Source organism: Dialister invisus DSM 15470 (assembly GCF_000160055.1).
Taxonomy (GTDB): Bacteria; Bacillota; Negativicutes; order Veillonellales; family Dialisteraceae; genus Dialister; species Dialister invisus.
Genome location: NZ_GG698602.1, coordinates 97,405 through 121,353, shown reverse-complemented (window position 1 = coordinate 121,353; position 23,949 = coordinate 97,405). Strand labels below are relative to the sequence as shown.

General features: G+C 40.8%; 24 protein-coding genes. 3 read left to right on the top strand and 21 right to left on the bottom strand.

Translation table 11 applies throughout. The features are described from left to right. Positions 1-20 precede the first annotated feature (20 nt). Genes GCWU000321_RS00580 through GCWU000321_RS00545 form a run of 8 tightly spaced genes read right to left on the bottom strand, consistent with a single transcriptional unit; the run spans position 21 to position 8,880 of the window. Positions 21-731: a TIGR03936 family radical SAM-associated protein gene (locus tag GCWU000321_RS00580; RefSeq protein ID WP_040381046.1), complete on the bottom strand. Its 711-nt coding sequence runs from the start codon at positions 729-731 to the stop codon at positions 21-23. Next, positions 697-2,592, bottom strand: coding sequence for a TIGR03960 family B12-binding radical SAM protein (locus tag GCWU000321_RS00575; RefSeq protein ID WP_007069113.1), 1,896 nt, complete (start codon positions 2,590-2,592; stop codon positions 697-699). Before GCWU000321_RS00575 ends, GCWU000321_RS00580 begins: the two co-directional genes overlap by 35 nt. An 11-nt stretch (positions 2,593-2,603) precedes the next feature. Continuing rightward, positions 2,604-3,719 carry a rod shape-determining protein RodA gene (rodA, locus tag GCWU000321_RS00570; RefSeq protein ID WP_040381045.1) on the bottom strand — a complete coding sequence of 372 codons (1,116 nt, stop codon included), beginning with the start codon at positions 3,717-3,719 and terminating at the stop codon, positions 2,604-2,606. A gap of 3 nt (positions 3,720-3,722) precedes the next feature. Beyond that, positions 3,723-4,577: an AAA family ATPase gene (locus tag GCWU000321_RS00565; protein ID WP_007069111.1), complete on the bottom strand. Its 855-nt coding sequence runs from the start codon at positions 4,575-4,577 to the stop codon at positions 3,723-3,725. A gap of 2 nt (positions 4,578-4,579) precedes the next feature. Then, positions 4,580-6,445, bottom strand: coding sequence for a penicillin-binding protein 2 (gene mrdA / locus GCWU000321_RS00560; RefSeq protein WP_007069110.1), 1,866 nt, complete (start codon positions 6,443-6,445; stop codon positions 4,580-4,582). Then, entirely contained in the window at positions 6,445-6,936 is a 492-nt protein-coding gene (gene mreD, locus GCWU000321_RS00555) for a rod shape-determining protein MreD (protein ID WP_007069109.1), read from the bottom strand. The genes mrdA and mreD overlap by 1 nt, the downstream gene beginning before the upstream one ends. Next, positions 6,929-7,846, bottom strand: a complete 918-nt coding sequence (gene mreC, locus GCWU000321_RS00550; RefSeq protein ID WP_007069108.1) for a rod shape-determining protein MreC — start codon at positions 7,844-7,846, stop codon at positions 6,929-6,931. Before mreC ends, mreD begins: the two co-directional genes overlap by 8 nt. Further along, positions 7,846-8,880 (bottom strand): rod shape-determining protein, encoded by a 1,035-nt coding sequence (locus GCWU000321_RS00545; protein WP_007069107.1) that lies wholly within the window; start codon positions 8,878-8,880, stop codon positions 7,846-7,848. The genes mreC and GCWU000321_RS00545 overlap by 1 nt, the downstream gene beginning before the upstream one ends. A gap of 373 nt (positions 8,881-9,253) precedes the next feature. Here GCWU000321_RS00545 and GCWU000321_RS00540 point away from each other — a divergent pair, with 373 nt between their 5' ends. Both GCWU000321_RS00540 and GCWU000321_RS00535 read left to right on the top strand, forming a co-directional pair. Beyond that, complete coding sequence (locus GCWU000321_RS00540; RefSeq protein ID WP_007069106.1) at positions 9,254-10,243, top strand: sirohydrochlorin cobaltochelatase; 990 nt, start codon at positions 9,254-9,256, stop codon at positions 10,241-10,243. Positions 10,244-10,345: 102 nt separating this feature from the next. Further along, on the top strand, positions 10,346-11,275 hold the full coding sequence (locus GCWU000321_RS00535) for an ABC transporter substrate-binding protein (protein WP_007069105.1): 930 nt from the start codon (positions 10,346-10,348) through the stop codon (positions 11,273-11,275). 84 nt (positions 11,276-11,359) lie between these two features. Here the strand turns inward: GCWU000321_RS00535 and GCWU000321_RS00530 are convergent, their stop codons facing one another. The 11 genes from GCWU000321_RS00530 to GCWU000321_RS00480 form a co-directional block, all read right to left on the bottom strand. Then, on the bottom strand, positions 11,360-12,145 hold the full coding sequence (locus tag GCWU000321_RS00530; RefSeq protein WP_007069104.1) for an ABC transporter ATP-binding protein: 786 nt from the start codon (positions 12,143-12,145) through the stop codon (positions 11,360-11,362). Continuing rightward, complete coding sequence (locus GCWU000321_RS00525; protein ID WP_050754536.1) at positions 12,145-13,098, bottom strand: FecCD family ABC transporter permease; 954 nt, start codon at positions 13,096-13,098, stop codon at positions 12,145-12,147. The genes GCWU000321_RS00530 and GCWU000321_RS00525 overlap by 1 nt, the downstream gene beginning before the upstream one ends. A gap of 169 nt (positions 13,099-13,267) precedes the next feature. Next, on the bottom strand, positions 13,268-13,927 hold the full coding sequence (locus tag GCWU000321_RS00520; protein WP_007069102.1) for a precorrin-8X methylmutase: 660 nt from the start codon (positions 13,925-13,927) through the stop codon (positions 13,268-13,270). Then, positions 13,914-14,714: a precorrin-6A reductase gene (gene cobK / locus GCWU000321_RS00515; RefSeq protein ID WP_007069101.1), complete on the bottom strand. Its 801-nt coding sequence runs from the start codon at positions 14,712-14,714 to the stop codon at positions 13,914-13,916. Before cobK ends, GCWU000321_RS00520 begins: the two co-directional genes overlap by 14 nt. Beyond that, the gene (gene cobJ / locus GCWU000321_RS00510) at positions 14,711-15,400 is read right to left on the bottom strand and encodes a precorrin-3B C(17)-methyltransferase (protein WP_007069100.1); all 690 of its coding nucleotides are present in this window, start codon (positions 15,398-15,400) and stop codon (positions 14,711-14,713) included. Before cobJ ends, cobK begins: the two co-directional genes overlap by 4 nt. 29 nt (positions 15,401-15,429) lie before the next feature. Next, on the bottom strand, positions 15,430-16,491 hold the full coding sequence (locus tag GCWU000321_RS00505; RefSeq protein WP_007069099.1) for a cobalt-precorrin 5A hydrolase: 1,062 nt from the start codon (positions 16,489-16,491) through the stop codon (positions 15,430-15,432). After that, positions 16,488-17,264, bottom strand: coding sequence for a precorrin-4 C(11)-methyltransferase (cobM, locus tag GCWU000321_RS00500; protein WP_007069098.1), 777 nt, complete (start codon positions 17,262-17,264; stop codon positions 16,488-16,490). Before cobM ends, GCWU000321_RS00505 begins: the two co-directional genes overlap by 4 nt. A 1-nt stretch (position 17,265) precedes the next feature. Beyond that, positions 17,266-17,847, bottom strand: a complete 582-nt coding sequence (cbiT, locus tag GCWU000321_RS00495; RefSeq protein ID WP_007069097.1) for a precorrin-6Y C5,15-methyltransferase (decarboxylating) subunit CbiT — start codon at positions 17,845-17,847, stop codon at positions 17,266-17,268. Beyond that, the gene (gene cbiE / locus GCWU000321_RS00490) at positions 17,847-18,473 is read right to left on the bottom strand and encodes a precorrin-6y C5,15-methyltransferase (decarboxylating) subunit CbiE (RefSeq protein ID WP_007069096.1); all 627 of its coding nucleotides are present in this window, start codon (positions 18,471-18,473) and stop codon (positions 17,847-17,849) included. The genes cbiT and cbiE overlap by 1 nt, the downstream gene beginning before the upstream one ends. Beyond that, positions 18,458-19,558 carry a cobalt-precorrin-5B (C(1))-methyltransferase CbiD gene (cbiD, locus tag GCWU000321_RS00485; protein WP_244835019.1) on the bottom strand — a complete coding sequence of 367 codons (1,101 nt, stop codon included), beginning with the start codon at positions 19,556-19,558 and terminating at the stop codon, positions 18,458-18,460. The genes cbiE and cbiD overlap by 16 nt, the downstream gene beginning before the upstream one ends. A 34-nt stretch (positions 19,559-19,592) precedes the next feature. After that, on the bottom strand, positions 19,593-20,084 hold the full coding sequence (locus GCWU000321_RS00480; RefSeq protein WP_007069094.1) for a YajQ family cyclic di-GMP-binding protein: 492 nt from the start codon (positions 20,082-20,084) through the stop codon (positions 19,593-19,595). 265 nt (positions 20,085-20,349) lie between these two features. Here GCWU000321_RS00480 and fba point away from each other — a divergent pair, with 265 nt between their 5' ends. Continuing rightward, entirely contained in the window at positions 20,350-21,282 is a 933-nt protein-coding gene (fba, locus tag GCWU000321_RS00475; RefSeq protein WP_007069093.1) for a class II fructose-1,6-bisphosphate aldolase, read from the top strand. Between the two features lie 201 nt (positions 21,283-21,483). Here fba and GCWU000321_RS00470 read toward each other — a convergent pair whose 3' ends face one another. After that, a complete protein-coding gene (locus tag GCWU000321_RS00470; protein WP_040381036.1) occupies positions 21,484-23,085 on the bottom strand; it encodes a DAK2 domain-containing protein in 1,602 nt (533 codons plus the stop codon). 16 nt (positions 23,086-23,101) lie between these two features. Then, positions 23,102-23,932 carry a DegV family protein gene (locus tag GCWU000321_RS00465; protein WP_007069091.1) on the bottom strand — a complete coding sequence of 277 codons (831 nt, stop codon included), beginning with the start codon at positions 23,930-23,932 and terminating at the stop codon, positions 23,102-23,104. Positions 23,933-23,949 lie beyond the last annotated feature (17 nt).

Below are 23,949 nucleotides of genomic sequence, written 5' to 3'. Positions count from 1 at the left end.
ATTCTTTATCAAACTAAATCCTAAAAAAATATACCTTCAGAAAAAGGTGTAATTCTCCGAATGCCGTCATAATAATACGTTCCGGTTCTTGAGCAAATAAAGGCATCCGGTATCCATGGCATATTAAAAAATTCTGCCAACATTTTCCATATATCTTTAGGTTGTACACTCCCTGACTGAGAACGGGCAAGAGAAAAATTTAGATATACACGATTCCCCTGTATCTTCACTCTCATCGGCTGAATAATCATGGGCTTCACATCCATTTGCCTTACCTTCTTAGGAGTAACCCGTTCATAGATAAAGGAATCTAATGCGTTAAACTCTGCAATATTTTTCTCTGTTTGTAAAATATCTTTTTTCCTATCAACCGGACCTTCCATCTCATATACATCTTCATTTAGAAATGTAACAAGTTTCCCACTGTCAAGGCCGACTTCTTTGATTTTATGAAGCATGACCCCTTTGGGCAGTTGCGGGGTAAGTAGTGCAGAAACTTTTTCGGGTAAAAAATCTTTTTCCAATTTCATTTCCAAATACAGAGGATCTGCCGTCACTCCTACTCCAAGTGCTGCATCAAAGGCTATCTTCATATGAGGATTAAATCCTTCAGAAAAAGCAATAGGAATTCCGGAGCGAATCACAGCTCGCTCCATGGTACGAAGCATATCCAAATGACCTAAAAATCTGAGCTCTTCACCCTTGCTTATAGATAAAAACAGCCTTTTCACCGGGTACGTCCTCCTTATGATCGATCAGCTTCACATCCAACAATGGGCATACAGCACAGCCATTACACGGCAGATGCCGGCAATCATGGGTAAGCAAACCTTTTTGTGCCATTTTCCATTCTTTTCTAAGATAGTCTTTTGTTACGCCACAGTCGATATGATCCCAAGGTTCCTGCTCAAATTCATTTCTAGGACGATTTGCATAAAGATCAGGATCTATATTACATTCATGGAAACATTCTATCCACTTATCATAATTGAAAAATTCCGTCCAACTATCGTATGTACATCCTTTTTTCCATGCTTTTAAAATTACTTTCCCCAATTGACGGTCACCTCTTGCAAGTACCGCTTCCAAATATCCGGTTTTCGCATCATGATAAGCGTACTTAATATGCTTGTCTCTGAACAAATCCTTTAAATATTGCTGTTTTCTTTCAATTTCCGCCACACTGCATTGTGGCATCCATTGAAAAGGTGTAAAGGGTTTTGGTACAAAACTTGACACACTGACAGTTACACGACAATCATATTTCCCACGAATTTCATGATAGAGATCTTTTATTCGAAGCGCTAAGCTCGCAATTCCTGCTAAGTCTTCATCCGTTTCTGTCGGCAATCCCATCATAAAATATAACTTAACTTTGCTCCATCCATTTCTAAAAGCATTTGCACAGGCGCCCATGATATCCTTTTCTGTCACCCCCTTATTGATTACATTTCTCAACCTTTGTGTCCCTGCCTCCGGCGCCAGTGTAAGCCCGCTCTTCCTAACCTGCTGCACTTTTTTTGCAATATCGATAGAAAAGCTATCTACACGAAGCGAAGGAAGGCTAACACTGACTCTGCGATTTTTAAAGGTTTCCAGAAGGTGATCCACAAGCTCCGGAAGACGGGAATAATCGGCTGACGAGAGTGACATCAATGAAATTTCATTATATCCTGTTCGTCTGATTAAGGTGTCCGCTAATTCCTGCAAACGCTTTTCTGTTTTTTCCCGTACAGGTCTATAGATCATCCCCGCCTGGCAAAATCGGCATCCTCTGCTGCAACCGCGAAACATTTCAAGCACCGCGCGGTCATGAACAATCTCAATATGCGGTAAAATCGGTTTATCATCTATATGAACACGATCCATATCACAAATAACACGTTTTTGTATAGGGAATTGTACATTAGAAATTATAGGACTTATAGAACGGAATATACCATTTTCATAATAAGAGACCTCATATAATGACGGCACATAGCACCCCTCTATCGCAGCCATTCTTCTAATGATTTCTTTCCGCCCCCCCGGTTTTCCATCTTTTTTCCAATTCCGAATCAATTCCAGCATCTCACAGATAGACTCTTCTGCTTCACCAATAAAAAATACATCAATAAAATCACACATAGGTTCCGCATTATAAACGCAAGGTCCCCCACTGATTACAATCGGATCATTGTCGCTCCGATCTTTAGACAACACGGGGATTTTCGCAAGATCAATCATATTCAGCACATTCGTATAACTCATCTCATAGGGCATAGTAAATCCCAATACATCAAAATCATGTATAGGGCACTTATTTTCTAAAGAGAACAGAGGTATTCCTCTTTCACGCATCATCTTTTCCATGTCTATCCATGGCGCATATACACGCTCTGCCAAAGCATAGGATTTTGAATTGATTACACTATAAATAATCTTAAGCCCCAAATGACTCATAGCTACTTCGTATACATCAGGAAAAGCCAATGCTACCTTTACATCAATAGAATCATGGTTCTTAACGATGCTGTTCCATTCTCCCCCGATATATCTTGCCGGCTTTTGTACATGCATCAACCAAACCGGATCAATTTTTACAGGATTCATAGACATTCTCCCTACTCAAACATCATTTTCTTGCGACGAAGGTAAACGTTCATTAATATTCCGACACAAAATAAATTCATAAGCAATGCACTTCCACCATAACTCATAAAGGGAAGAGGAATCCCTGTAACAGGCATGATTCCAAGTGTCATTCCTACATTGATAAACACTTGGAATAACCACATAGAAAAAATGCCGCAAGCTAAAAGACTGCCGAAAATATCTTCGGAAGATTTTGCAATAACTAACGTCCTGTATAGTAATAAAAAGTATAGAAATATAACAAAAATCGAGCCTACAAAGCCTAATTCTTCACCAATAACAGAAAAAATAAAATCTGTATGATTTTCCGGTAAAAAATCCAATTGGCTCTGCGTTCCAGAAAATAATCCCTGTCCTATAAATCCACCGCTGCCTATCGAAATTTTTGATTGAATCACATGATATCCCGAGCCATATGGATCCACATTGGGGTTAAATAAAACAAGAAGCCTCATTTTTTGATATTCGTGGAGAACAAAGAACCAAACTATAGGTGAGATGACTAATAATCCGATTAATGCCTGTTTCACCAATTTTATACTCAATCCACAAATATACAACATTCCTAAAGTGATGGCACAAAACACTAAACTCGTTCCTAAATCAGGCTGTATGAAAATCAGAAATGTCGGAAGTGTCATCAATCCTGCCACAGGAAGCAGGCTTCTCCATGTTTTATATTCCTGTTTACGGTTTGATAATAATCGCGCCAGGCAAATAATCATAAATAATTTGGCAAATTCAGACGGCTGTAAAGTAAATGATCCGATCTGTATCCACCGTTGTGCCCCCAATGCACTTGTTCCCGCAAATTTAACCACTATCAATGACAATGCGTTAATCACGAATAAAGTTGGAGCCCATTTGTATAATATGCGATAGTCATATTTCAATGTAAATCCTGATATGATAATCCCCAAAACAAGAAATATTCCTTGTTTCAGAATAAAATCATACCGTTCCGGATATCCATGTACATTGGCATGAGTCGCACTTCCAATGATCATTAGACAAATAATGCCCAAACTGATTACTGTCAGAAACAACGTACTGTCAACTCTTCTTAAATAACGGATTAGATTCATAAATTATCTCCTATGGCGCCATTTATACGCCATTCTGTTCCGATCCCAAGAAAATATCGGACGTTTTTTTAAGATAGATTCGCTACCTTTCAAAGCAACACCATTTTCCTTTTTTGCAGCATGGAGTATATATCGCCATCGGGATATGGGATATTCCCGTCCCTTAAAAACTACATTTATCACACATTGTAAGGCATCTGCAAATGCACAGTCATTGCGATATGTTTGCAATTCTCCATAATGTGACAATTGTGTCGCAATCCGTGAAAAGGGGATTACTCCTCCAAATATGTCCTCATCAATACATGTCATCATTTCCTCAAAACTAATCTTATCATTGCCTTCGCTAAATTGATTCAACACAATGTAGGAATGTACATTCTCCGGCATCATCAAAATCATTTTTTCTGCATTCCGCTTCGATGCCCAGGATGGTGCTAAAACTATTATTGCAAAATCAGAAATCTTAGCCGCGAACTTTATTCCCGCTCCTATTCCTGCCGGACAATCGATAAGAATGAAATCATAAATTTCATCTATATCTTCCAAAACCGTATTTATAGCGTCAGAAGATATTTCTTCCCAAGTTTCACCTTGTGAAGCGGAAAGAAAATATAAATTCTCATCAATGGATAGAATCGCATCCCTTATAAAACATTTCCCCTGTGCTAAATCCCATATATTGTAAAAACATTCATTTTCTACACCCAGAATCAAATCCAGATTCCGAAGTCCCATATCGCCATCAATTAAAAGAACCTTTTTCCCCATTCTTGATAGCTGAATACCCAAAGCAGCCGTTAAAAGGGTTTTCCCTACTCCCCCTTTGCCAGAAATCACAGATAGCACTTGTGTCATTATCAATTGCCTTTCTTTCTCAAAACTGCACCACTTCTATCTTTTGCAAATGCATATTCGCCAAAATGAAAATACGCATCCATCACTTTTTTTACTACCGGCGCAGCAGAATCAGCACCGAATCCGGCATGTTCAAACATACATGCAATAACGATTTCCGGTTTCTCAAAAGGACCGTAAGCAATAAACCACCCATTATCCAACCCATTTGTTTCTGCTGTGCCGGACTTCCCCGCAATAGAAATCGGATAATTTTCAAATAAATTTCCACCAGTACCGCCCTTTTGCATAACGCGGCGGAGAGCTTCACAAACCACATCCATAGTAGCTTTTGACAATGGTAAGCTGCCTATACGTTTAGGTGAAAAGATTTTTTTCGGCGTACCATCCAAATGATCCACACGGCTTACTAAATATGGTTGATATTTAAATCCTCCATTTGCAAGCGCCGAATAAACCATTGCCATCTGCAGAGGAGTCGTCAGAGTGAAACTTTGTCCAATAGCCGCATCAAAAGTTTCCCCTAAATACCAATCTTGACCAAATATCTTTTTTTTATATTCTTCACTGGCCACATTCCCTTCGACTTCGCCAGTTAAGTCAATTCCCGTCAGTTGCCCCAGGCCAAAATCACGAGACATAGCCGCCAATCGGTCAATGCCTACGCGCCGTCCCATCTCGTAAAAATATACATTATCAGACTTTGCCATGGCATCATAAAAATCTACCCAACCGAAAGCCTCTCCTTCAGAATTTCTTTTATCAATAAGCCAATGCCTTCCATTATCAAATATCTTTTCTTCAGGCGTGACCATCTTCGCCTCCAATGCAGTAGCGCCGGTAATAACTTTAAAAGTTGATCCCGGCGGATACATAGAAGAGATATTTCTGTTTTGCAGAGGATGGTTTTTATTATTGATGATTTTATCCCATTCCTCGGAAGAAATACCACGACTGAACTGATTTGGATCAAAGCTTGGCCAGCTCACCATTGCTAATATGGCGCCGCTATTGGGATCTACTGCCACAACAGATGCTCCAGTAGGAAATATCCCCATTCCATGGAGAATGTTTACCTGCGCTTCCACCGCATTTTCAGCCGCACGCTGTAAAGCAGAATCTACGGTTAATCTTATATTATTTCCCGATATGGCAGCTGCACCGCCTGTATAATTTACCGGCTGACCTGCAGCATTCACTTCTATTACTTTAGACCCGTTTGTACCTTCTAAATATTGATTGTATTGCCATTCTAAACCAGCCCTTCCTATCAATGTGCTTGATGCGTAAGGTCTACCGTTTTTATCTACATCTTCGGGACCTGCTTCCCCTACATACCCAAGCATTTGAGCACCGGCATTTCCAAAAGGATACACTCTTACCGGCTGGACTTCCACTTCAATATCCGGGTAATCATTTTTCTTTTCTTCAATTTCCGTCGCCACATCAAGGCTTACATCTTTAGCAAGATAAATCGCACCAAAAATAGCTTTATTATCCTCTATCTTTTTTTGTAACATGGCCGGTGATGTTTTCAAAAGATTCGCCAGATTTCGCAGCTCTGTTTCCGGAAGGCTATTCTTCTTTCGATCTACGGGCATTGTTATGCCGTATGAAGCACGTGAGCCTACCATTAAGATTCCATTTCTGTCATACATTACTCCTCTTGAAGCAATAATCGGTAAAGTCCGAATTCTATTCCCATCCGCCTCTTGTTTATAGTAAGATCCCTCTATGATCTGCATAAAAAATAAACGAAAGCTCAAAATTGTCAACAAAACAATTGACACATATGCTAAATTTGCATATCGCGTTTCTTCCTTATTTTTCAACAGATTTTCAAGTATTCCCGGTACACGTCTTTTCATTACCACCGAGATTCTCCCTCAATTTTAAAATACCATAATGGTCGATGCAGTAAAAATGCACATACTGCATTATATCCAATAAAAGGAACTCCAATATAAAGCAAGTATAAAAATGATACCAACGGTACACCGGCAATCCACATTACCAGCGTGGAAATACCCATAAATGCTAAAGAGCCCACGATTACGGAAATTACAGAAACATACCAATTGCGATTATATTTCCCTTTGACAAATTTAACAAAAATAAAGGTAATCACTATATAGGCCAGCAGATGCAGACCAAAAAAATTCCCAATAATTAAATCCTGCACCAATCCACCAACTATAGACAGTACATATGCATATTTAACTGGAAACACCATCGCAGAAATAATAATAAAGACGAGCCAAAGATCCGGTTGCGATATCCCGTCAAAGAAAAATGGAATGACAGATCCCTGTAATATAGAAAAAAATATACATAACCCGATTAATAATTCTTTATTCATTTTCAGCTCCCGCTTGATGAAGGTTAGGATTCATTGGGGGCTCACGCTGAATAACTTCCGTATCAATATTCTGTGGTAGTGTTTTACGGATAGAATCCATAATAACAAAGACCTCTTCCAAATGACCAAAGTCCACAGCGGGTTTAATATCTGCATCTAAAGATAGCTTCCCGGAATCATCCGTAACTTGCTGAATGCTTCCGATGACCAAACCTTTGGGATATACACCTCCATACCCAGAGGTAATAACCACATCCCCTTTTATAACATCATCTTCTTTGACTATATTTACAAAAGACAAAACCCCTAATTTCCCTGTATTTCCAGATACCATTGAGGCTACACGAGAAGCCGGCCGCTGAATAATGCCCCCTACCATCGTTCTGGGATCAATAAGGAGCTGTACTCTTGCCGATTCCGTATATACTTCACTGACAAAACCCACAAGGCCCTCCGGCACTATAACAGGCATGTATTTCTTCAAACCTTGATTTACACCACAATCTATAACCATGGTATTTGTCCATGTCCCGTAATCCCGACCAATTACAGATGCACCCAGCAGATTAAATTGCGTATACCCCTCTCTGAATTTAAGGAGGTGTCTTAACCGAATATTTTCCGCAAGAATTCCACTGTATCGAGATTGCTCTGCTTTCAAGCTTTCATTTTCTCTTTTCAGGCGCTCCAAATCACTCCAATTGCTAAAAGATTGATCTATAATTTTTATTCCAATTTTTCCCCAAGTTGCCGTATGACTCATGCTATACTGAAACGGTGTTACCGCAGTAGACAGTGGTTGAGAGACAAAGGGCACCGATTCCCGATGGCGCCAAAACCATCCACCTAATGCCATCAAGATAAAAATAAAGATGGTTAATAAAATCTTTCTCTTTCCAAAAAAGATCATTATATCCCTCCGTAATATTTTTCGCCACTTTCCACAAGCATCGGCAATCTAACTGCATTGCCTAATGCCAAACAGCAGCCTTTGGCCACCACATTTTCCGGTTCATCCGCCACAAAAACAGGAACCCCTATCTGTGAAGCAATCCACTCATCTATTCCGGATAATTTCGCAGTCCCCCCAGATAAAATCATACCATTTTTCAATAAATCTTCAGCCATTTCAGGTGTTGCCGCACGCATCACTTTCTTTATCAGTTGTACGACCGGCTGCAAAATACGCTGCATAATCGGTGATAAATTTCGTTCAGTTAACTCCAGTATAATTTCAACGCCGTCAGCTATACGTCTTCCTCTAATGGTAAACGTACGAGATTCTCCGGTATGTACCACCGATATCCATTCCCGTTTCAACTGTTCCGCCTGTGTCATTCCGATCATCAAGTGATATTTCGCCTGGACAAACCTGCGGATACCTTCATCAATGGTTTTCCCCCCGAAAGAAATCCCATGTTCTTCAACAACTCCGCCTGCACAATAAATGCCGCAGTCTGTAACATCCTTGCCAATAACAGTGGATAAAACAGCTTCTGGCGTATCAATAATTACACCAGCACCAATAGCCGCCGCAGCGGGTGCTGACAATAAAAATATTTGCTGTGCCCCCGCATGTGCAAGCGCATCCACTAATGCATGTCGAACAACGGAACTGATTTCACAGGGTGTTGCCATCATAACTGTGGGGCGGCTAACGGAATGCCGAATAGCTTTATTAATAAAATAACGAAGCATCTTTTTCGTTATTTCATAATCCACCATAATCCCATTCCTAATAGTCCATTCGATACGGCAATCTCCACTAGAAGAATGACTACGTATAATGGCATCTGTGCCAAACCCCAAGATTTTTCCGCTATTATCTTCTAAAGCTGCACAGCTTGCTTCTTCCAAAATCACCCTTTTATCGGAATAAATACGGATTTGAGAAGACCCCATATCTATTCCTAATTTATCATTAATGCCTGAAAATACTTTCATCCAATACAGCCTTTCCTATTATTGTGACATATATTGTACCATATGTTTAAACCAAGAAGTGAGCTCTTATTTTTCTACATAATATATTATATAATACATTTTCACAGTAAATCATATCCATTTCACAGTAAATCATATCCATACAAGTATGGCTCGCATGATTCTTATACTCTTGTTTGAATTTATTCTAGATTTATGGTAATGTAAACAGTTTTTAATTGACTTAGTGTCTTTCGTGTATTAATATATAATATATCTTAAAAAGTGCAGTTTTTATAAAACCAAAAATAAGTTTAAGGGAAATTTCTTATTTGTGGTAATAAAAACTGACGATTAACCTGTTATGCAGGTATTTTACTAAGGAGTGATATTCATGAAGAAAAGTATGAAAGCAATTCTGTCCGCTTCAGTAGCAGCATTATGTGTGTTTGGTGTGGGTTTCTCTGCGAGTGCTTATGAATTGAATGCTGAAGTAAAAGACGTTACTCCAGCACTCAGAGAAGCTTCCACCATCGGTGTATGGCACCATTCAAACCCGGATCTCCAGAATCTGAAAAACAAGGATGCCATTCTTGTTATGACATTTGGTACTACTTTTGCTAATACCCGTGCGAAAACAATTGATGCTGTAGAAGCAGCTATTCAGAAAGCTCATCCTGATATCCCGGTCTTTGAAGCATATACATCTCACATCATTATTGATCGAGTTAAAGCAAAAGAAGGTATCCAGAAGATGACTCCGGAAGAAGCTTTTAGCAAGCTTAAAGCTGAAGGATATACCCGTGTTGCTGTTGTATCTTTGGATGTTATCCCGGGCATGGAATACAGCTATGATTCGATTATCACAAAAATGCAGATGTCTAAATTCAAAGAACTCTCTCTTGCCACCCCACTCATGTATTTCCAGGGTACAGAAGGGGAACCGGATCAGGTTGTTGATTTCCTGAATGCAGTAAAGAGCCAGTTCCCTGTTATGGGAAAAGAAGATGCTACTCTTATTATGGCACATGGTACACCACATCCGGGCAATGCTTACTATTCTGTCATTCAGGATCGTATAGAAAAATTAGGGATGAATAATGTATTTGTTTACTCTGTTGAAGGTCGTCCAAATCTGGATGATGTCATTCCGAAACTAAAAGCAAAAGGGTTTAAGAATGTCACCCTTATGCCAATTATGATGGTCGCCGGTGATCACGCAAACAATGACATGGCAGGCGATGATCCAGATAGCCATAAGAGTATTCTTACAAAAGCAGGATTTAAAGTAAATACTTATATTCACGGTCTTGGGGAAAATGAAAATGTTCGTGCCCTGTACATACAGCGTGCTGATGAGGCCCTTGCTGCATTCAAGAAGTAATTTGTGATAAGATATTAAAGAGAGGAATACTCTTTGATATAAAAATTCCTCCGTCATTTTCGACGGAGGTTTTCTTTTCTATTACAACTAAAGGAGATTATCATGAAGAAGGTCCAAGTTGCTATTCTTGCTGCTGCCATAGGCCTTACTGCCGCCGGTTGCGGGAATACGCTACAAAAATCAGCAAATCCTTCCGCCAGTATCTACAACTATAAAGAGCAAAGCATTACCATGCAGTCGCAACCGAAGCGAATTGTTACACTAAGTGCTCCTCTGCTTAATATGGCATATGCGATTGGCGGAACATCATTGGCTCGGCCGACTACTTCCAGTCCCATACCGGATTCTGCAAAAGCTTTACCTGAATTGGGACAAGTTTCTCATATAAATATGGAAAAGCTCGTAGAACTTAATCCTGATCTCGTTCTCGGTGAAAAAGGGCAAAATGGGAAATTAGAATCACTCCTTCAGAGCAATAAAATTCCTTATCTTTTGATCAACTATGATGGAATCAATGACAATATTCCACTTATGAAATTTTTGGGACAAGTGTATGGAAGACCGGAACAAGCCGATAAGATAATTAAGAAATATGAAGCGGATATTCAAAAAGTGGAAAAAGATGCTTCGCAGTATGTACCTGCAAAAATTGCCATACTTAGGGCCACCGGCAAGGCGGTCACGGCGGAAACGCCGAAATCAATCTGTGCGTCCATGGCAGAACGTTTAAAGATGAATAACGTTCTTCTGTCTCATAAAGAAATAAACTTGGATACAAAAACAGTTCCATATTCGCTGGAACAACTTTCCGCAGATGATCCGGAGATTATTTTTGTAGTAACAATGGGTAAGGCTGAAGAAATTAACAAAAAAATGGACGAGCAAATGCGTGATAATCCGGCCTGGGCGAATATCCAAGCCGTGAAAAACAATCGAGTTTATTTCCTTCCCTCTGATTTATTTCTTATGAACCCCGGAGTCAACACACCAAAAGCAATGAACCAACTTCTTGATCTGGCATATCACCAATAATTTTCATAAAAAACAGACTTGTAAGAATAGTTGAAAGCACATTCTGCAAGTCTGTTTTTTATTGTATTCAATTTAATACATCCGTTAATCAAGTAATCCATTTATGGAAATACTGGGCCGCCCTCTTCGCATTTCCACATCTGCATCAACTTCAAAAATATCTGCAATTGCATCATGAGTCATTACATCAATAGGAGTTCCTTGTCTTTCTATAATTCCATTTTCGAGCACAAAAATTTCTGAAGAATATCGTACTGCCTGATTAATATCATGAAGAACCATAATGATGGTAATATTTTCTTCCCGATTAAGTTTTGATACCAACTCCAGCACTTCCAACTGATGACAGATATCTAAGTAAGTCGTAGGTTCGTCAAGAATCAAAATTTTCGGTTCTTGTGCAAGTGCCATTGCAATCCAAATCCGCTGACGTTCCCCTCCGGATAGGTTGGCAGCCAATCTATCCTTTAAGTGCAAAGTATTCGTTCTTTGCATCGCGCTTCGAATAACATCTCTATCATGAGTTGATACGCCTGTCCACCAATGTTGATATGGATATCGCCCGCATGAAACCAGCTCTTCAGCAGTCATATCCTTTGGTATCTCATGCACCTGCGGTAAAAATGCTACTTGTCTGGCCATTTCATTGGTATGAAAGCTACTCAACTCTTTTTCCGCTACTTCAACCCGTCCTACATCAGGTTTTAAATTACCTGTCACTATTTTTAAGAGCGTCGACTTTCCACATCCATTTCTCCCCAGAAAAGTGACAATACTCCCCTTTTTTATCTGCCCACTCACCCCTCTAAGAACCCGATTCTTCCCAAAAGCCAAATGGACATCCGATATTTTTATTGCTATATCCCCCATTATGAACTCCTCCTTAACAGATACAGGAAAAACGGAGCTCCTAGAAAGGCCATAATAATCCCTGCAGGAATCTCAACCGGTGAAAAAAGTATTCGCCCTAATGTATCACAGAAAACAAGAACTCCTGCCCCCAGTATAGCGGATCCGGGAATTACATATTTATAATCCGTTCCAACGATGAGACGGACAATGTGGGGAACTACAAGTCCTACAAACCCGATAAGTCCCGCTATACTGACAGCACCTGCCGCTAATAAAGCCGCCACTGCTGTCATAGAAAATCGTACTTTTTCTACCGGCACACCAAGCCCTCTTGCTGTTTCATCTCCAAGGCTGAGAATTGTTAATGCTTTACATCCAGCTAATGCAAAAATGAGTCCTAAAACCGTATATGGGAAGAGCGCCTCTACTTGAGGCCAGCTTCTTGCCGAGAGTCCGCCAACCATCCACAAAAGAGCTCCCTGCACTTTATCAGAGTAGAAAACCAAAAGTGCAGAAATGCCACTCCCCAAAAATGCACTGACCGCTACACCGGCCAATATAATACGTGTCGGCCTGATTCCATTTTTCCACGCCAATGAATATACAGCACATGCGGACAACATAGCACCGATAAAAGCCACTGGAGTAAGCAACAGAGATGCTTCCGGCATAAAAATCAGCATAATAACTCCTGCTAAACCGGCTCCGCTGGATACACCTACAATGCCCGGATCTGCTAAAGGATTTTTCATAACCGCCTGAAGAATGGCACCGGAAACTGCCAAATTTCCTCCCACTAATGCACCAACTATATTTCTTGGAAAACGGATATTCCAAATAACCATTTCATCCGTTGTACTGACATTCCCTATCAATGTATGTAAAATCGTTTGAAATGAAATATTTGCTGAACCAAACAAAAGACTTCCCACCATTGCACAACAAGTAAAGCAAAAAAATCCCCCTAACATGATAAGCCGTAGTGTCTTAGTTTTACCCGCATCCGATTCTTTACCCAACAGTTCCTCCTACAAAGTCATGCAATATAACCATAAACAAAAAGCAATAAAAACCAATCTGTATATCATCATATTATTACTTCTGTTCACTCTGTCAAGGTTTTATTAATATAACAAAACATCATTTTCTTCCCTGTACATAAAGCATGTGATCTCTTTGTACAAGATTAAACATTAATGCGTTTATGACAGAGGCAACAATAGAGCTGCCCCCTTTTGTTCCTCTTACTGTAATAAATGGACAAGGAGCTTTTCTAACAAGTTGTTCCTTAGAATCCGCCGCGCCGACAAATCCAACAGGAATGCCAATAATCAATGCCGGTTTAATCCCGTCTTCCTCCACCATGCGAATAGCTTCATACAGAGCCGTCGGTGCATTCCCCACTCCGATAATTGAGCCGTTTAAATCTGCCCCAAAAGAATTCATTGCAGCCATGGAGCGGGCTATATTTTTTTCTTTGGCAATTTTTGCGATTTCCGGATCGGATACGCGGCAAAACACCTCTCCTCCCAATACAGACAGAGCATTCTTATTAATACCCGCTTTTACCATATTTACATCAGTATAAATATTACATCCCTTCGCAAGAGCATCAATGCCCGCCGCGACAGCCCCCTTGCTGGTCGCAATCAGATGACCATAGTCCACATCACCGGACGCATGAATCATACGTGAATAAACAGTAATTTCTTCTGAGGTTAAATCTATATCACTGACAAAAGGATCGATCAGATCCATGCTCTTTTCTTCAATAGCTCTTGGGTTCTTAATGAAATCCATAATATTCCTCCATATAATCTAAAATATCCTGCTGTGTCGAGAATACAGGAAAGCCCGATAAATCAGCTGCAGGCTTGTCAATAATGATTACAGATATTCCCGCATCCATCGCCGCCCTAAGCTTTGTGTCACTACCGCCAACAAGCCCGCTGTTCTTAGTAACCATTACATCAGCCTTGTAATCACGAATCATTGCCAAATTCATTTCATAAGAGAATGGCCCCTGTATTGCTAAGATATGCTTGGCTTTCATCCCCAGATCCTCACACAATTTAATAACTCCTGATACAGGAAGCACCCTTGCCCATATTTTCTTTCCCTTCAATGCCGCCGAATGGACAAATGCTGATAAAGTCTTAGATCCTGTCGTCAAAAGAACACTTTTCCCCAGTTTTCCTGCCATGCCTGCTGCTTCAAACTCATCCTTGGCATGATAAAGTTTATCATAATCGGGAAGCAAAATCTCAGGACGTTCAAACCGTACATAGTCAATACCAGCCGCCTTGCATGCACTCCGTGCTGTTTCAGACACAATCGCCGCATAGGGATGGCTGGCATCAAGAATCAAGATTATATGCTTCTCCTTAATAATTCGTACCATGTCCTCTTGTTTGAACCGCCCTACTTCAACATCAATCCCTTTGTGGGCAGCTAATACCTTACCATATTGGCTTACTACAGTCATAAGAATTTCCTGCCGCTTTTCCGGGGATTTATTTATTTCCCGGTCTGCCAGTTTCGCTCCTATCTCACGGCCGTCCTGCGTTCCCGAAATAATCCAGATCAAAGCTTATACCCCCTTGGAGTGATGATATGTCCATCAGCAATATAAGAGTTACTATTCCCGATAATAACAGTTGACTGCATATCTACATCTTCTTCAGGCAATTTCTCCAAAGTACTGATTGTCCAATTCATTCCCGGACGCCCTGCTTTTCTCACAATCCCTACCGGAGTCCCAGGTTTCCTGAATTGCAGGACTATATTTCGAATCTGATCTAAATAGGTCGTACGGCCACGGCTCTTAGGATTGTAAATGGCAATAACAAAATCTCCTTCTGCTGCCAGGCTTGCCCGTTTCTGTATTTGTTCCCAAGGCGTCATCAGATCGCTTAAACTGATTACCGCATAGTCGTGCATCAACGGAGCTCCCAAAGCTGCAGCAGCTGTATTGGCAGCTGTCAACCCCGGAATAATTTCACACTTCGGACGTTTTTCTTCAGGAATTTTTTGAATAAGTTCAAGTACAAGTCCAGCCATGCCGTAAACGCCCGGGTCTCCAGAAGAAATAACCGCAACTTTATGCCCTTCCATAGCTAAATCAACTGCTTTCTGGCATCGATCCACTTCCTGCCGCATCCCATTTCCTACAATTTCTTTGTCGGCAATCCTGTCTTTAATGAGGGTAATATATGTATTGTACCCTACAATAATATCGGATTCCTGAATAGCATTTATCGCTTTTTCTGTCATTTCCGCTTCATGTCCAGGCCCAATTCCAACTACACGGACAATCCCACCGCAATAGCAATTGTCACACTGGCAAATTTTGTTTTCGGAAGAAGCGTCTTCCCCCCCATGGACTCTCTTAATGCTGCTGACTGACATACGTTTCCTACTCCAATCGTTTTTTCTACAAACTTTGATATCTCAATATGATTTTCTGCTTCCGTTTCTCTTAGCTCTTCAACTGTATAAAAGTGAATCGGCCTATCTATGTGTTTCGCAAAATCCAGTAATCCTTTTTCATCGGCTTTAAGATTCACACTGGACAATGAAGCCACTTGATATGTATAAACATTTATCTTTTCCAAGGCTGCATAAAAGGCCTTTTTAATGAATGCTTCCGAAGTTCCCCGTTTACATCCTATACCAACATATAAGTTTTTAGGCCGTAAGTACACATAAGGCTTAGAACATTTTACATTTCTTTCCGTGATAATTACACAGGCATCAAACTCATTTTCATTTATCAGATCACTGCTGGCACAAGATATACCTATATCAAGAAGCCTTTTTCGTATAGATTTAGCCCCCTCCACCTGATAATCCAGAAACCAGGAAAATCTTTTCCCGGCAGCTATAACGCTGTTAACGGGTTTCAATGTATCCAGCGGTTCAACGCGCATCATGAGCTCTCTGGCTATATCATCAGGCGCTCTTTTTTCATGCACATCCGTTGCCGTAGTGATGACAGGGGCAGCACCAATTGCTGCCGCGACTTCACGCGTCAACTTATTGGCTCCCCCCAAATGTCCGGATAATAAGGAGATACAATGCTTACCACATTCATCCATACAAAGCACGGCCGGATCACTTGCCTTACTCACCACATGGGCTGCGATAGAACGTACCACAATCCCGGCTGCCATGATATAAATCAGGCCATCATACCTTCCAAAAATTTCAGAAGTCAATGCTGCCGTTTTCTTAAAATAATTGGCTTCCGCACCGCTTGCACATTCCTGATGCTCATATAATGTGATATCTCCCTTTAGAGTTGCTTTTAATCTAAGGCCTAGCCGTGCCCCCTCTGCAGATACGGAAATGATCGCATACCTCATTTTTTATCGGTTCCCTGACGGAACATAGTCGTAAAGCTGCTGTCATATAATTTGGATAACTCATAATCTGTATCCAGTACACGGCCAACGACAATCATTGCCTGCCGTACTACACCTTCCGCATGGATTACATCAGCAATCGTATCAATTGTTCCACGAAGAATCTTCTGATCCGGCCAAGTAGCGCGAACCACAATCGCCACCGGTGTATCTCCGGGATATCCGCCATCCTTCAGCTGCGACATAACTGTATTGATTCCCTGGATAGACAGAAAAATACACATCGTTGCCTGATGCTGTGCCAGCATAGAGAGTTTTTCCTTTTCAGGCATAGGCGTACGGCCTTCCATACGCGTAATAATAATTGTCTGGGAAATATTCGGAAGCGTATATTCCTGTTTGAGAGCTGCCGCTGTTGCCAAAAAGGAACTCACCCCGGGGACAACTTCCATCTGTTCTTCTGCCACGCCTGCCGCACGCAACCCATCCATTTGTTCCTGAATAGCACCATAAATAGCAGGATCCCCCGTATGTACACGTGCTACCGTTTTCCCTTTATGCATCGATTCTAATTCTACCTTAAGCACTTCATCTAAATTCATAATGGCGCTGTTATAAACGGGAACATCCTTCTTTCCGTATTTCAATATTTCCGGATTAACAAGAGAACCTGCATAAATAATTACATCAGCCTCTGCAATAATCCGCTGACCTTTTATTGTAATTAATTCAGGATCTCCGGGACCTGCTCCGATAAAATAAATTTTTGCCATATTAAACCTCCTCTTTTTTTATAGCAGTAAAAATAAATATTGGACTCATCGGATTGAATAAATGATATCTGCCAAGCTTTCTTAAACGGTTAATCTGCATTTGAAAACCGTCAAACGTAAACGGTCTGTCCTTGAACTCATTCACCACTTCACCCGTCGTCTCTGCAGTAACTGAAGTCAGAACGATTCGTCCGTCCGGTCGCAAAATATTAGTTGCCTTATTTAAAATTTCATGCATATTTCCACCGGAACCACCGATAATTACTACATCCGTCATAGGAAGTTCCGCCATTGCCTCCGGCGCGCTTCCTAAAACAGGATAGATATTCCTACAACCGAACTTCTCTGCATTCTGTTTAATTAAATCAATCCCTTCCGGATTCATTTCTATGGCATATACAATCCCCTTATTTGCACAAAGAGCTGCTTCAACGGTAATCGATCCAGTTCCTGCACCGATATCAACCACTGTATCTTCAGGGGCAATCCGTGCCTTAACCATAATCATCGCGCGAACTTCCGCCTTTGTCATCGGCACCTTTCCCCTTATAAATTCCTCATCATTAATTCCAAATGTGTACATTATCCCATCACCACCAATACAGATTCACCAAAACCGTCCAGCATCGTGATCTCTTTCAGCATACCGGTGTTTATATGCTGATTTTCATATGAAATATGTTCGCAAGCAGCGGCCCGAGTTTCTTTTGGCCATCCTTTTTTTATTAAATATTTGGCGATATATGACGGATTATGTTCATGATCTGTCAAGAAAGCCATTTTCTTCCCTTTTTCATACCTCAGCTGCTCATCATCAGGGATACGCCCATGAAATGACAGCCATAATGCCCCCTGCCAGGGTTCAGTAATAAGTGCAAATGCAGACTGCACCGATGAAATTCCCGGAATCACTTCTATAGGATTTCCTGCAAACCGTTTTTTTAACCAAGGTAATAAACTATAATATCCCGGATCTCCGCTCACCATGACAACTACATCATCTTTTTTTAGTGCGGATTCCATCCAATCGGCAAGCAGAGAAAGTTTTCCTGTGATAGGATACATTTCCTGCCCCGCATGACCATAATCAGACAAGGCACGATGTCCACCGACCAAGTAGCGGGCCTTTTCAATTACGGACAACGCCTTCGGCAGGATATACTCTTTACTTCCCGGTCCTATCCCCGCTACTATTAATGTATGTTCCATTTTTCCTCTTCCAAAATCTCTTTTGCCCGACTGCTTACAGCCTGAACAGTGCCATCCAACCCCGCAAAAACGATCCCTACCCTGGCCTTGCCAAAAATATACCTTTCCGCACGAACCTGTGCTCGTTCCGCCATCTGCCCATAAATCATGTCATAGCCTTCTCGGGCAATAATAAGCGCCGCACCATCTGTAGTATTGCATTCCATAATTTCACGAACTATGGCAGGAGCAGCTCCGTTCATCGCCGCATAAGCTGCCATCGTTTCCATCCGTCCGTCGCTGTTCCGGTTATATGTATGAAAGCTTCCGGACGCCACTTTAACCAATTTCCCCATATGCCCTATAAGAAGCATCTTTTCAAAACCTTTAGCTACACATTGTTCCATCATATAGCCGATATAATTACTTGTCTCTATAATCGATTCTTTAGGTATTCCCATAATTTGTGCTGCATGCTCACCAATTCGTCCGGGACATAAAGTCGCCGTACGGATCCCGCTGGCCCAGACTACAGGAACCTGGGGGGCCAACGACCTTTTATATGCATCTTCACTCATCGGTTTAACGATTCCCGTAGTTCCTAAAACAGAAATTCCGCCAACCACTCCAAGTGCGGGATTCAGGGTCTGTTTTGCTAACTCTTCCCCCTTAGGAATGCTAATTGTCACGATACAGCCATGAGCCGGGGCAATCAATTCCTCATACACGTATCTAAGCATAATTTGCGGTCCCGGATTAATAGCAGGGCGACCAACCTGCACTTGCAGCCCCGGACGAGTAACTGTGCCTACACCTTTGCCGGCTCGCAGTTCCATTCCTGACTTATCAGTCAACTCCACTGTCACCACAATCGGAGTTCCATTCGTACAGTCCAAATCATCGCCAGCATCTTTCAATACAGTTGCTGTCCCGATGTTATTTTCAGCGGATGCGCTTTGCACCGGCAGTGTAATTTCTGTACGCTGCGGCGATAAAACCGTTACCTGTTTGGGAAATTCTCCTTTAATGGCAAGAATTGCAGCCTTCATTGCAACCGTTGCTGTTGCACCGGTTGTATACCCCTCCCGCAATACCTTCCCCATCATTTCCTCTGTATTCATAAATATATAGAATGTCCCTTCATCTATAATTTACAAACTGCAGATCTACAGGAATATCTTCTTGTTTTAAAAATGCAATGCAAGCCTGCAAATCATCCTTATCTCTACCACTTATACGAAGCTCATCCCCGTTAATTTTAGCCATCACTTTGATTTTCGATCCTTTAATCCGTTTTACAATATCTTTTGCCAAATCTGAAGAAATACCGTTCTTTAATTCAAGCATTTGCCTTACGGTACCACCCGCAGCAGATTCCTTTTTCTTTTCTTCTATATTTTTCAAAGAAATACCTCGCTTTACCAACTTCCCATTAACGATTTCACGAACAAGACGCAGCTTAAAATCATCATCCCCTATGAGAGTAATTAAACTGCCATCAAAAGATACCGAACTCTTACTTCCTTTGAAATCATAACGCGTACCAATTTCCTTAGAGGCCTGATTCACCGCATTTGCGGCTTCCTGTAAATCAGTACGGCATACCACATCAAAAGAATAATCTTTAGCCATAATTGTCTCCTTGATAAATCATTAACATGCCATAATAATAAAAAGAATAAATTACTAATTATCTTACCATACCACAAAGAATTATATTTTAAAAGAAAGAATGTTTTAACACTTTTAGTATATCACATTTACATTATTCAATATACGTTTTCCCTATTTAAATGATAAATGCTTTCATCTGGAAATCATATCCTCAGTACAGTATAATAAAATAAAGTATTTTATTATATAATTTTATTCCGATAAGGAAAGGAAGGTATTTAAGATGCCACTTGTAGGAACTACTGAAATGTTTAAAAAAGCATATGATGGTCATTATGCAATTGGCGCATTCAATGTCAATAACATGGAAATCATTCAAGGAATTATGGCAGCCGCAAAAGAAAAACAATCTCCTGTTATTCTCCAAGCATCAGAAGGTGCTCGAAATTATGCAGGTCAAGAGTATATCGTCGGGCTTATCAAAATTGCTCTTCAGGACTACCCTGAAATTCCCACCGCGCTCCACCTTGATCACGGCTCCTCTTTTGAGATTTGCAAAGCCTGTATTGATGGCGGATTTACTTCTGTTATGTACGACGGCTCTAAACACTCTTTTGAAGAAAATGTACGTATTACAAAAGAAGTCGTAGCTTATGCCCATGATAAAGGCGTCGTAGTAGAAGCTGAGCTGGGACGTTTAGCTGGTGTAGAAGATCTGGTCAGTGTTGACACCAAAGATGCTATTTTTACCGATCCCGATCAAGCGGCAGAATTTGTTGAACTGACAGGTTGCGACTCACTCGCTATCGCTATCGGCACAAGTCATGGCGCTTATAAATATAGTGGAGAACCTTATCTTGATTATGAACGTCTTGAAAAAGTCGGCCAACTGCTCCCTGATTATCCGATCGTTCTCCACGGCGCCTCTACGGTTATCCCTGAATTCGTAGAAAAATGTAATCAATTTGGAGGAAAAGTCTTAGGTGCCAAAGGTGTGCCGGAGGAGATGCTCCGTAAGGCTGCCCGGATGGCCGTCTGTAAAATTAATATTGATACAGATATCCGCCTTGCTATGACAGCCGCTATTCGAGAAAGCATATTTAAAAATCCGGAAAATTTTGACCCCCGCGGATACCTGAAACCGGCAAGAGAGGCTGTAAGGCAAATGGTCATGCATAAAATCGAAGCTGTTGTGGGTTCGGCTAATACCATTTAATATCTTCATTCTAAACTGGGGTTATAGGACAGAACGTGTTGATTTTAATACCGATGAAGCCAGACAATGTCTAACTTCATCGGTATTAAAATCAACACAAAATGTCCTATAACCCAATTAGTTAAAAAGATCTTATACTACAAGAAAACGGTGCTATGTGTGATATAAATCACTGCACCGTTTTAAATTTCTCAAAATATATTATTCTGCTGAAATAAACATCGGATATAGCGGTTGTCCGCCATCATACATCTCAAACTCTATATCTGAATAAATTTTCTCCACTGCTGCCAACTCACGACCACATGCATCTTTCGACATATCTTTTCCATAATATACAGTAACCACACCCGTATCTTCATCAATAAGGGATTCCAGTAACTTCCGAAAACACTTATTGAAATCTTTTTCTGTAAAAATCTGGTGACCTTTTGTTATCCCCATGTAATCCCCCTTATGGATAACAATATCCCCAATAAGGCTATCCCTCACTGCAGCAGTAATCATTCCTGTTTTTATCTGCTGCACTCTCTTTGACATTTCATTCAAATTTTCCTCAATACCGATATTATCCATAAATGCCATCGCAGCAGCTAACCCTTCCATAGGATTAACAGATGGCACGATGTGTATTTTCTCACCAAGCATTTTCTGGAGTTGCTGTGCCGCTAAAATAATATTTTTATTATTAGGCAATAGGATATATTTATCATACCTTCCATTTTCTATACCTGCATTCAATTCCTGAACGGAAGGATTCATCGACTGCCCGCCAGATACAACATCGCAACCGAGTTTTTGGTATAATTCTGTCCAACCGTCACCGGATACAACTGCTAAAACCCCTAACGGACGTTTAGGTTCATCTTGTTGCTTTTCTTTATTTTTATGAAACTGGTCAACCATATTGTCACATTTAATATCATGCAATGTCCCCCAAGAGGCAGCCATATCTAAAACATGCCCCGGCCGTTGGGCGTGAATATGGACTTTGATAAGATTATCTCCTTCCGCCACAATCATAGATTCACCCCAGGTTCCCAATTTCTGGCGTATTTCTTTTGCCGCCAATTTACAAGGACTGATAATAAACTCCGTGCAGTATGGATACTCGATAGAAAAAGATTCTCCTTTTGCTTCCAACCGACTGATTACCGGTTTAATCTCCAAATTTACTTCGCTTACTTTTCCGGTCAATCCGTTAAGGCATCCTATGAGGAAGAATATCAGACCTTGTCCTCCAGCATCGACAACATTTGCATCTTTTAAGATTTTTAACTGCTCCGGCGTTTTTGCCAAAGCATCATTGCCATGACCAATGGCAGACTCCAAAACCTTGCTGAAATCAGGTTCCTGCCTGATCACTTCATATGTTCCTTTGGCAATTCCTCTTGCAACGGAAAGAATAGTCCCTTCTACCGGCTTGGTTACTGCACGATAAGCATATAAAATACCATACTGAAAAGCCTTTCCCATTTGGGTTCCCGATGCTGTCTTTTTACCACGTAATCCACGGCTTATCCCATGAATAATCTGAGAAAGGATAACACCGGAATTCCCTCTTGCCCCCATAATTGCACCGGCGGAAGCCTTTTCCGCAATCATACCTACCGGCTCATCCGCACTGACATCACTGATCATACTATACATCGATTTCAGCGTATTCAGCATATTATTTCCTGTATCCCCATCAGGAACAGGAAAAACATTCAGCTGATTTAATATTTCATATTTTTGTTCAAACATCTGATATGCGCCAATCAGCATATTCTTAAAACAACCACCATCAATAATCGTATACATGCAATTCTCCCCCATCTCAGGCGCTCTCAAAAATAATACCTACCAGTCCCGGTCCTAAATAGCAAGCCAATACTGGTGTCCCTGTCGTCAAAGTGACATCAATATCAGGATATTTTTCCTGAACGATAGACTGTAATTCTTTTCCGCCTTCCGGATTCTCAATATGGACGATACCGATACGTTTGCAAGGAGCATTCTCATCTAAGTACTTTATTAAACTGGCTACCGCTTTCTTCCTTGTACGCACTTTGTCCAAAACATCCACTTCATTGTTCTTATTTAGATAAATACAGGGTTTTATCTTTAATATACTTCCAATTAACCCCGCAGCCTTACCAATTCTTCCTCCACGACGAAGGTAATCCAGGGTATCCACAGTAAAAGTTGTCCTCATATGTTCAGCAACTTCCGTCAATTTATCCGTGATTTCTGCAAAAGAATTGCCACTTTCAATGAATTCCAAAGCATCCTGAACCATTTGGAGCATTCCAACAGCCGTCGTCTTGGTATTAATTACTGATATATTTCCCCTTCCAGATTGTTTTGCAGCCAAAACCGCACCATTGTATGTACCACTGACTGCAGTTGTGATGCATAAAACAATAATGTCATCTTTTTCGGGAATCAAATTAAATGCATTTAAAAAATCTCCCGTGCTCGGCTGGCTTGTAGGTATTGCTTGATTTGTCTTTTCAGAGTATTCAATAACCTGCCTGATTGTTGCTTCATTCTCAGGAATATACTCTCCTTTAATAGATAAACTAAGAGGGATAACATGCAAATTTGAATATTTAGACAACATTTCTTGAGGAATAGCAGATGTGCTGTCCGCAATGATATGAATCATACAATACAATCCTTCCT

What these genes read in the sequence shown, in the direction of transcription:
- GCWU000321_RS00575 (WP_007069113.1), bottom strand. Translation starts at nt 2,592, where the DNA reads ATGAATCCTGTAAAAATTGATCCGGTTTGGTTGATGCATGTACAAAAG.
- rodA (WP_040381045.1), bottom strand. Translation starts at nt 3,719, where the DNA reads ATGAATCTAATCCGTTATTTAAGAAGAGTTGACAGTACGTTGTTTCTG.
- GCWU000321_RS00565 (WP_007069111.1), bottom strand. Translation starts at nt 4,577, where the DNA reads ATGACACAAGTGCTATCTGTGATTTCTGGCAAAGGGGGAGTAGGGAAA.
- mrdA (WP_007069110.1), bottom strand. Translation starts at nt 6,445, where the DNA reads ATGAAAAGACGTGTACCGGGAATACTTGAAAATCTGTTGAAAAATAAG.
- mreD (WP_007069109.1), bottom strand. Translation starts at nt 6,936, where the DNA reads ATGAATAAAGAATTATTAATCGGGTTATGTATATTTTTTTCTATATTA.
- mreC (WP_007069108.1), bottom strand. Translation starts at nt 7,846, where the DNA reads ATGATCTTTTTTGGAAAGAGAAAGATTTTATTAACCATCTTTATTTTT.
- GCWU000321_RS00545 (WP_007069107.1), bottom strand. Translation starts at nt 8,880, where the DNA reads ATGAAAGTATTTTCAGGCATTAATGATAAATTAGGAATAGATATGGGG.
- GCWU000321_RS00540 (WP_007069106.1), top strand. Translation starts at nt 9,254, where the DNA reads ATGAAGAAAAGTATGAAAGCAATTCTGTCCGCTTCAGTAGCAGCATTA.
- GCWU000321_RS00535 (WP_007069105.1), top strand. Translation starts at nt 10,346, where the DNA reads ATGAAGAAGGTCCAAGTTGCTATTCTTGCTGCTGCCATAGGCCTTACT.
- GCWU000321_RS00530 (WP_007069104.1), bottom strand. Translation starts at nt 12,145, where the DNA reads ATGGGGGATATAGCAATAAAAATATCGGATGTCCATTTGGCTTTTGGG.
- GCWU000321_RS00525 (WP_050754536.1), bottom strand. Translation starts at nt 13,098, where the DNA reads ATGTTAGGGGGATTTTTTTGCTTTACTTGTTGTGCAATGGTGGGAAGT.
- GCWU000321_RS00520 (WP_007069102.1), bottom strand. Translation starts at nt 13,927, where the DNA reads ATGGATTTCATTAAGAACCCAAGAGCTATTGAAGAAAAGAGCATGGAT.
- cobJ (WP_007069100.1), bottom strand. Translation starts at nt 15,400, where the DNA reads ATGACAGAAAAAGCGATAAATGCTATTCAGGAATCCGATATTATTGTA.
- GCWU000321_RS00505 (WP_007069099.1), bottom strand. Translation starts at nt 16,491, where the DNA reads ATGAGGTATGCGATCATTTCCGTATCTGCAGAGGGGGCACGGCTAGGC.
- cobM (WP_007069098.1), bottom strand. Translation starts at nt 17,264, where the DNA reads ATGGCAAAAATTTATTTTATCGGAGCAGGTCCCGGAGATCCTGAATTA.
- cbiT (WP_007069097.1), bottom strand. Translation starts at nt 17,847, where the DNA reads ATGTACACATTTGGAATTAATGATGAGGAATTTATAAGGGGAAAGGTG.
- cbiE (WP_007069096.1), bottom strand. Translation starts at nt 18,473, where the DNA reads ATGGAACATACATTAATAGTAGCGGGGATAGGACCGGGAAGTAAAGAG.
- cbiD (WP_244835019.1), bottom strand. Translation starts at nt 19,558, where the DNA reads ATGATGGGGAAGGTATTGCGGGAGGGGTATACAACCGGTGCAACAGCA.
- GCWU000321_RS00480 (WP_007069094.1), bottom strand. Translation starts at nt 20,084, where the DNA reads ATGGCTAAAGATTATTCTTTTGATGTGGTATGCCGTACTGATTTACAG.
- fba (WP_007069093.1), top strand. Translation starts at nt 20,350, where the DNA reads ATGCCACTTGTAGGAACTACTGAAATGTTTAAAAAAGCATATGATGGT.
- GCWU000321_RS00470 (WP_040381036.1), bottom strand. Translation starts at nt 23,085, where the DNA reads ATGTATACGATTATTGATGGTGGTTGTTTTAAGAATATGCTGATTGGC.
- GCWU000321_RS00465 (WP_007069091.1), bottom strand. Translation starts at nt 23,932, where the DNA reads ATGATTCATATCATTGCGGACAGCACATCTGCTATTCCTCAAGAAATG.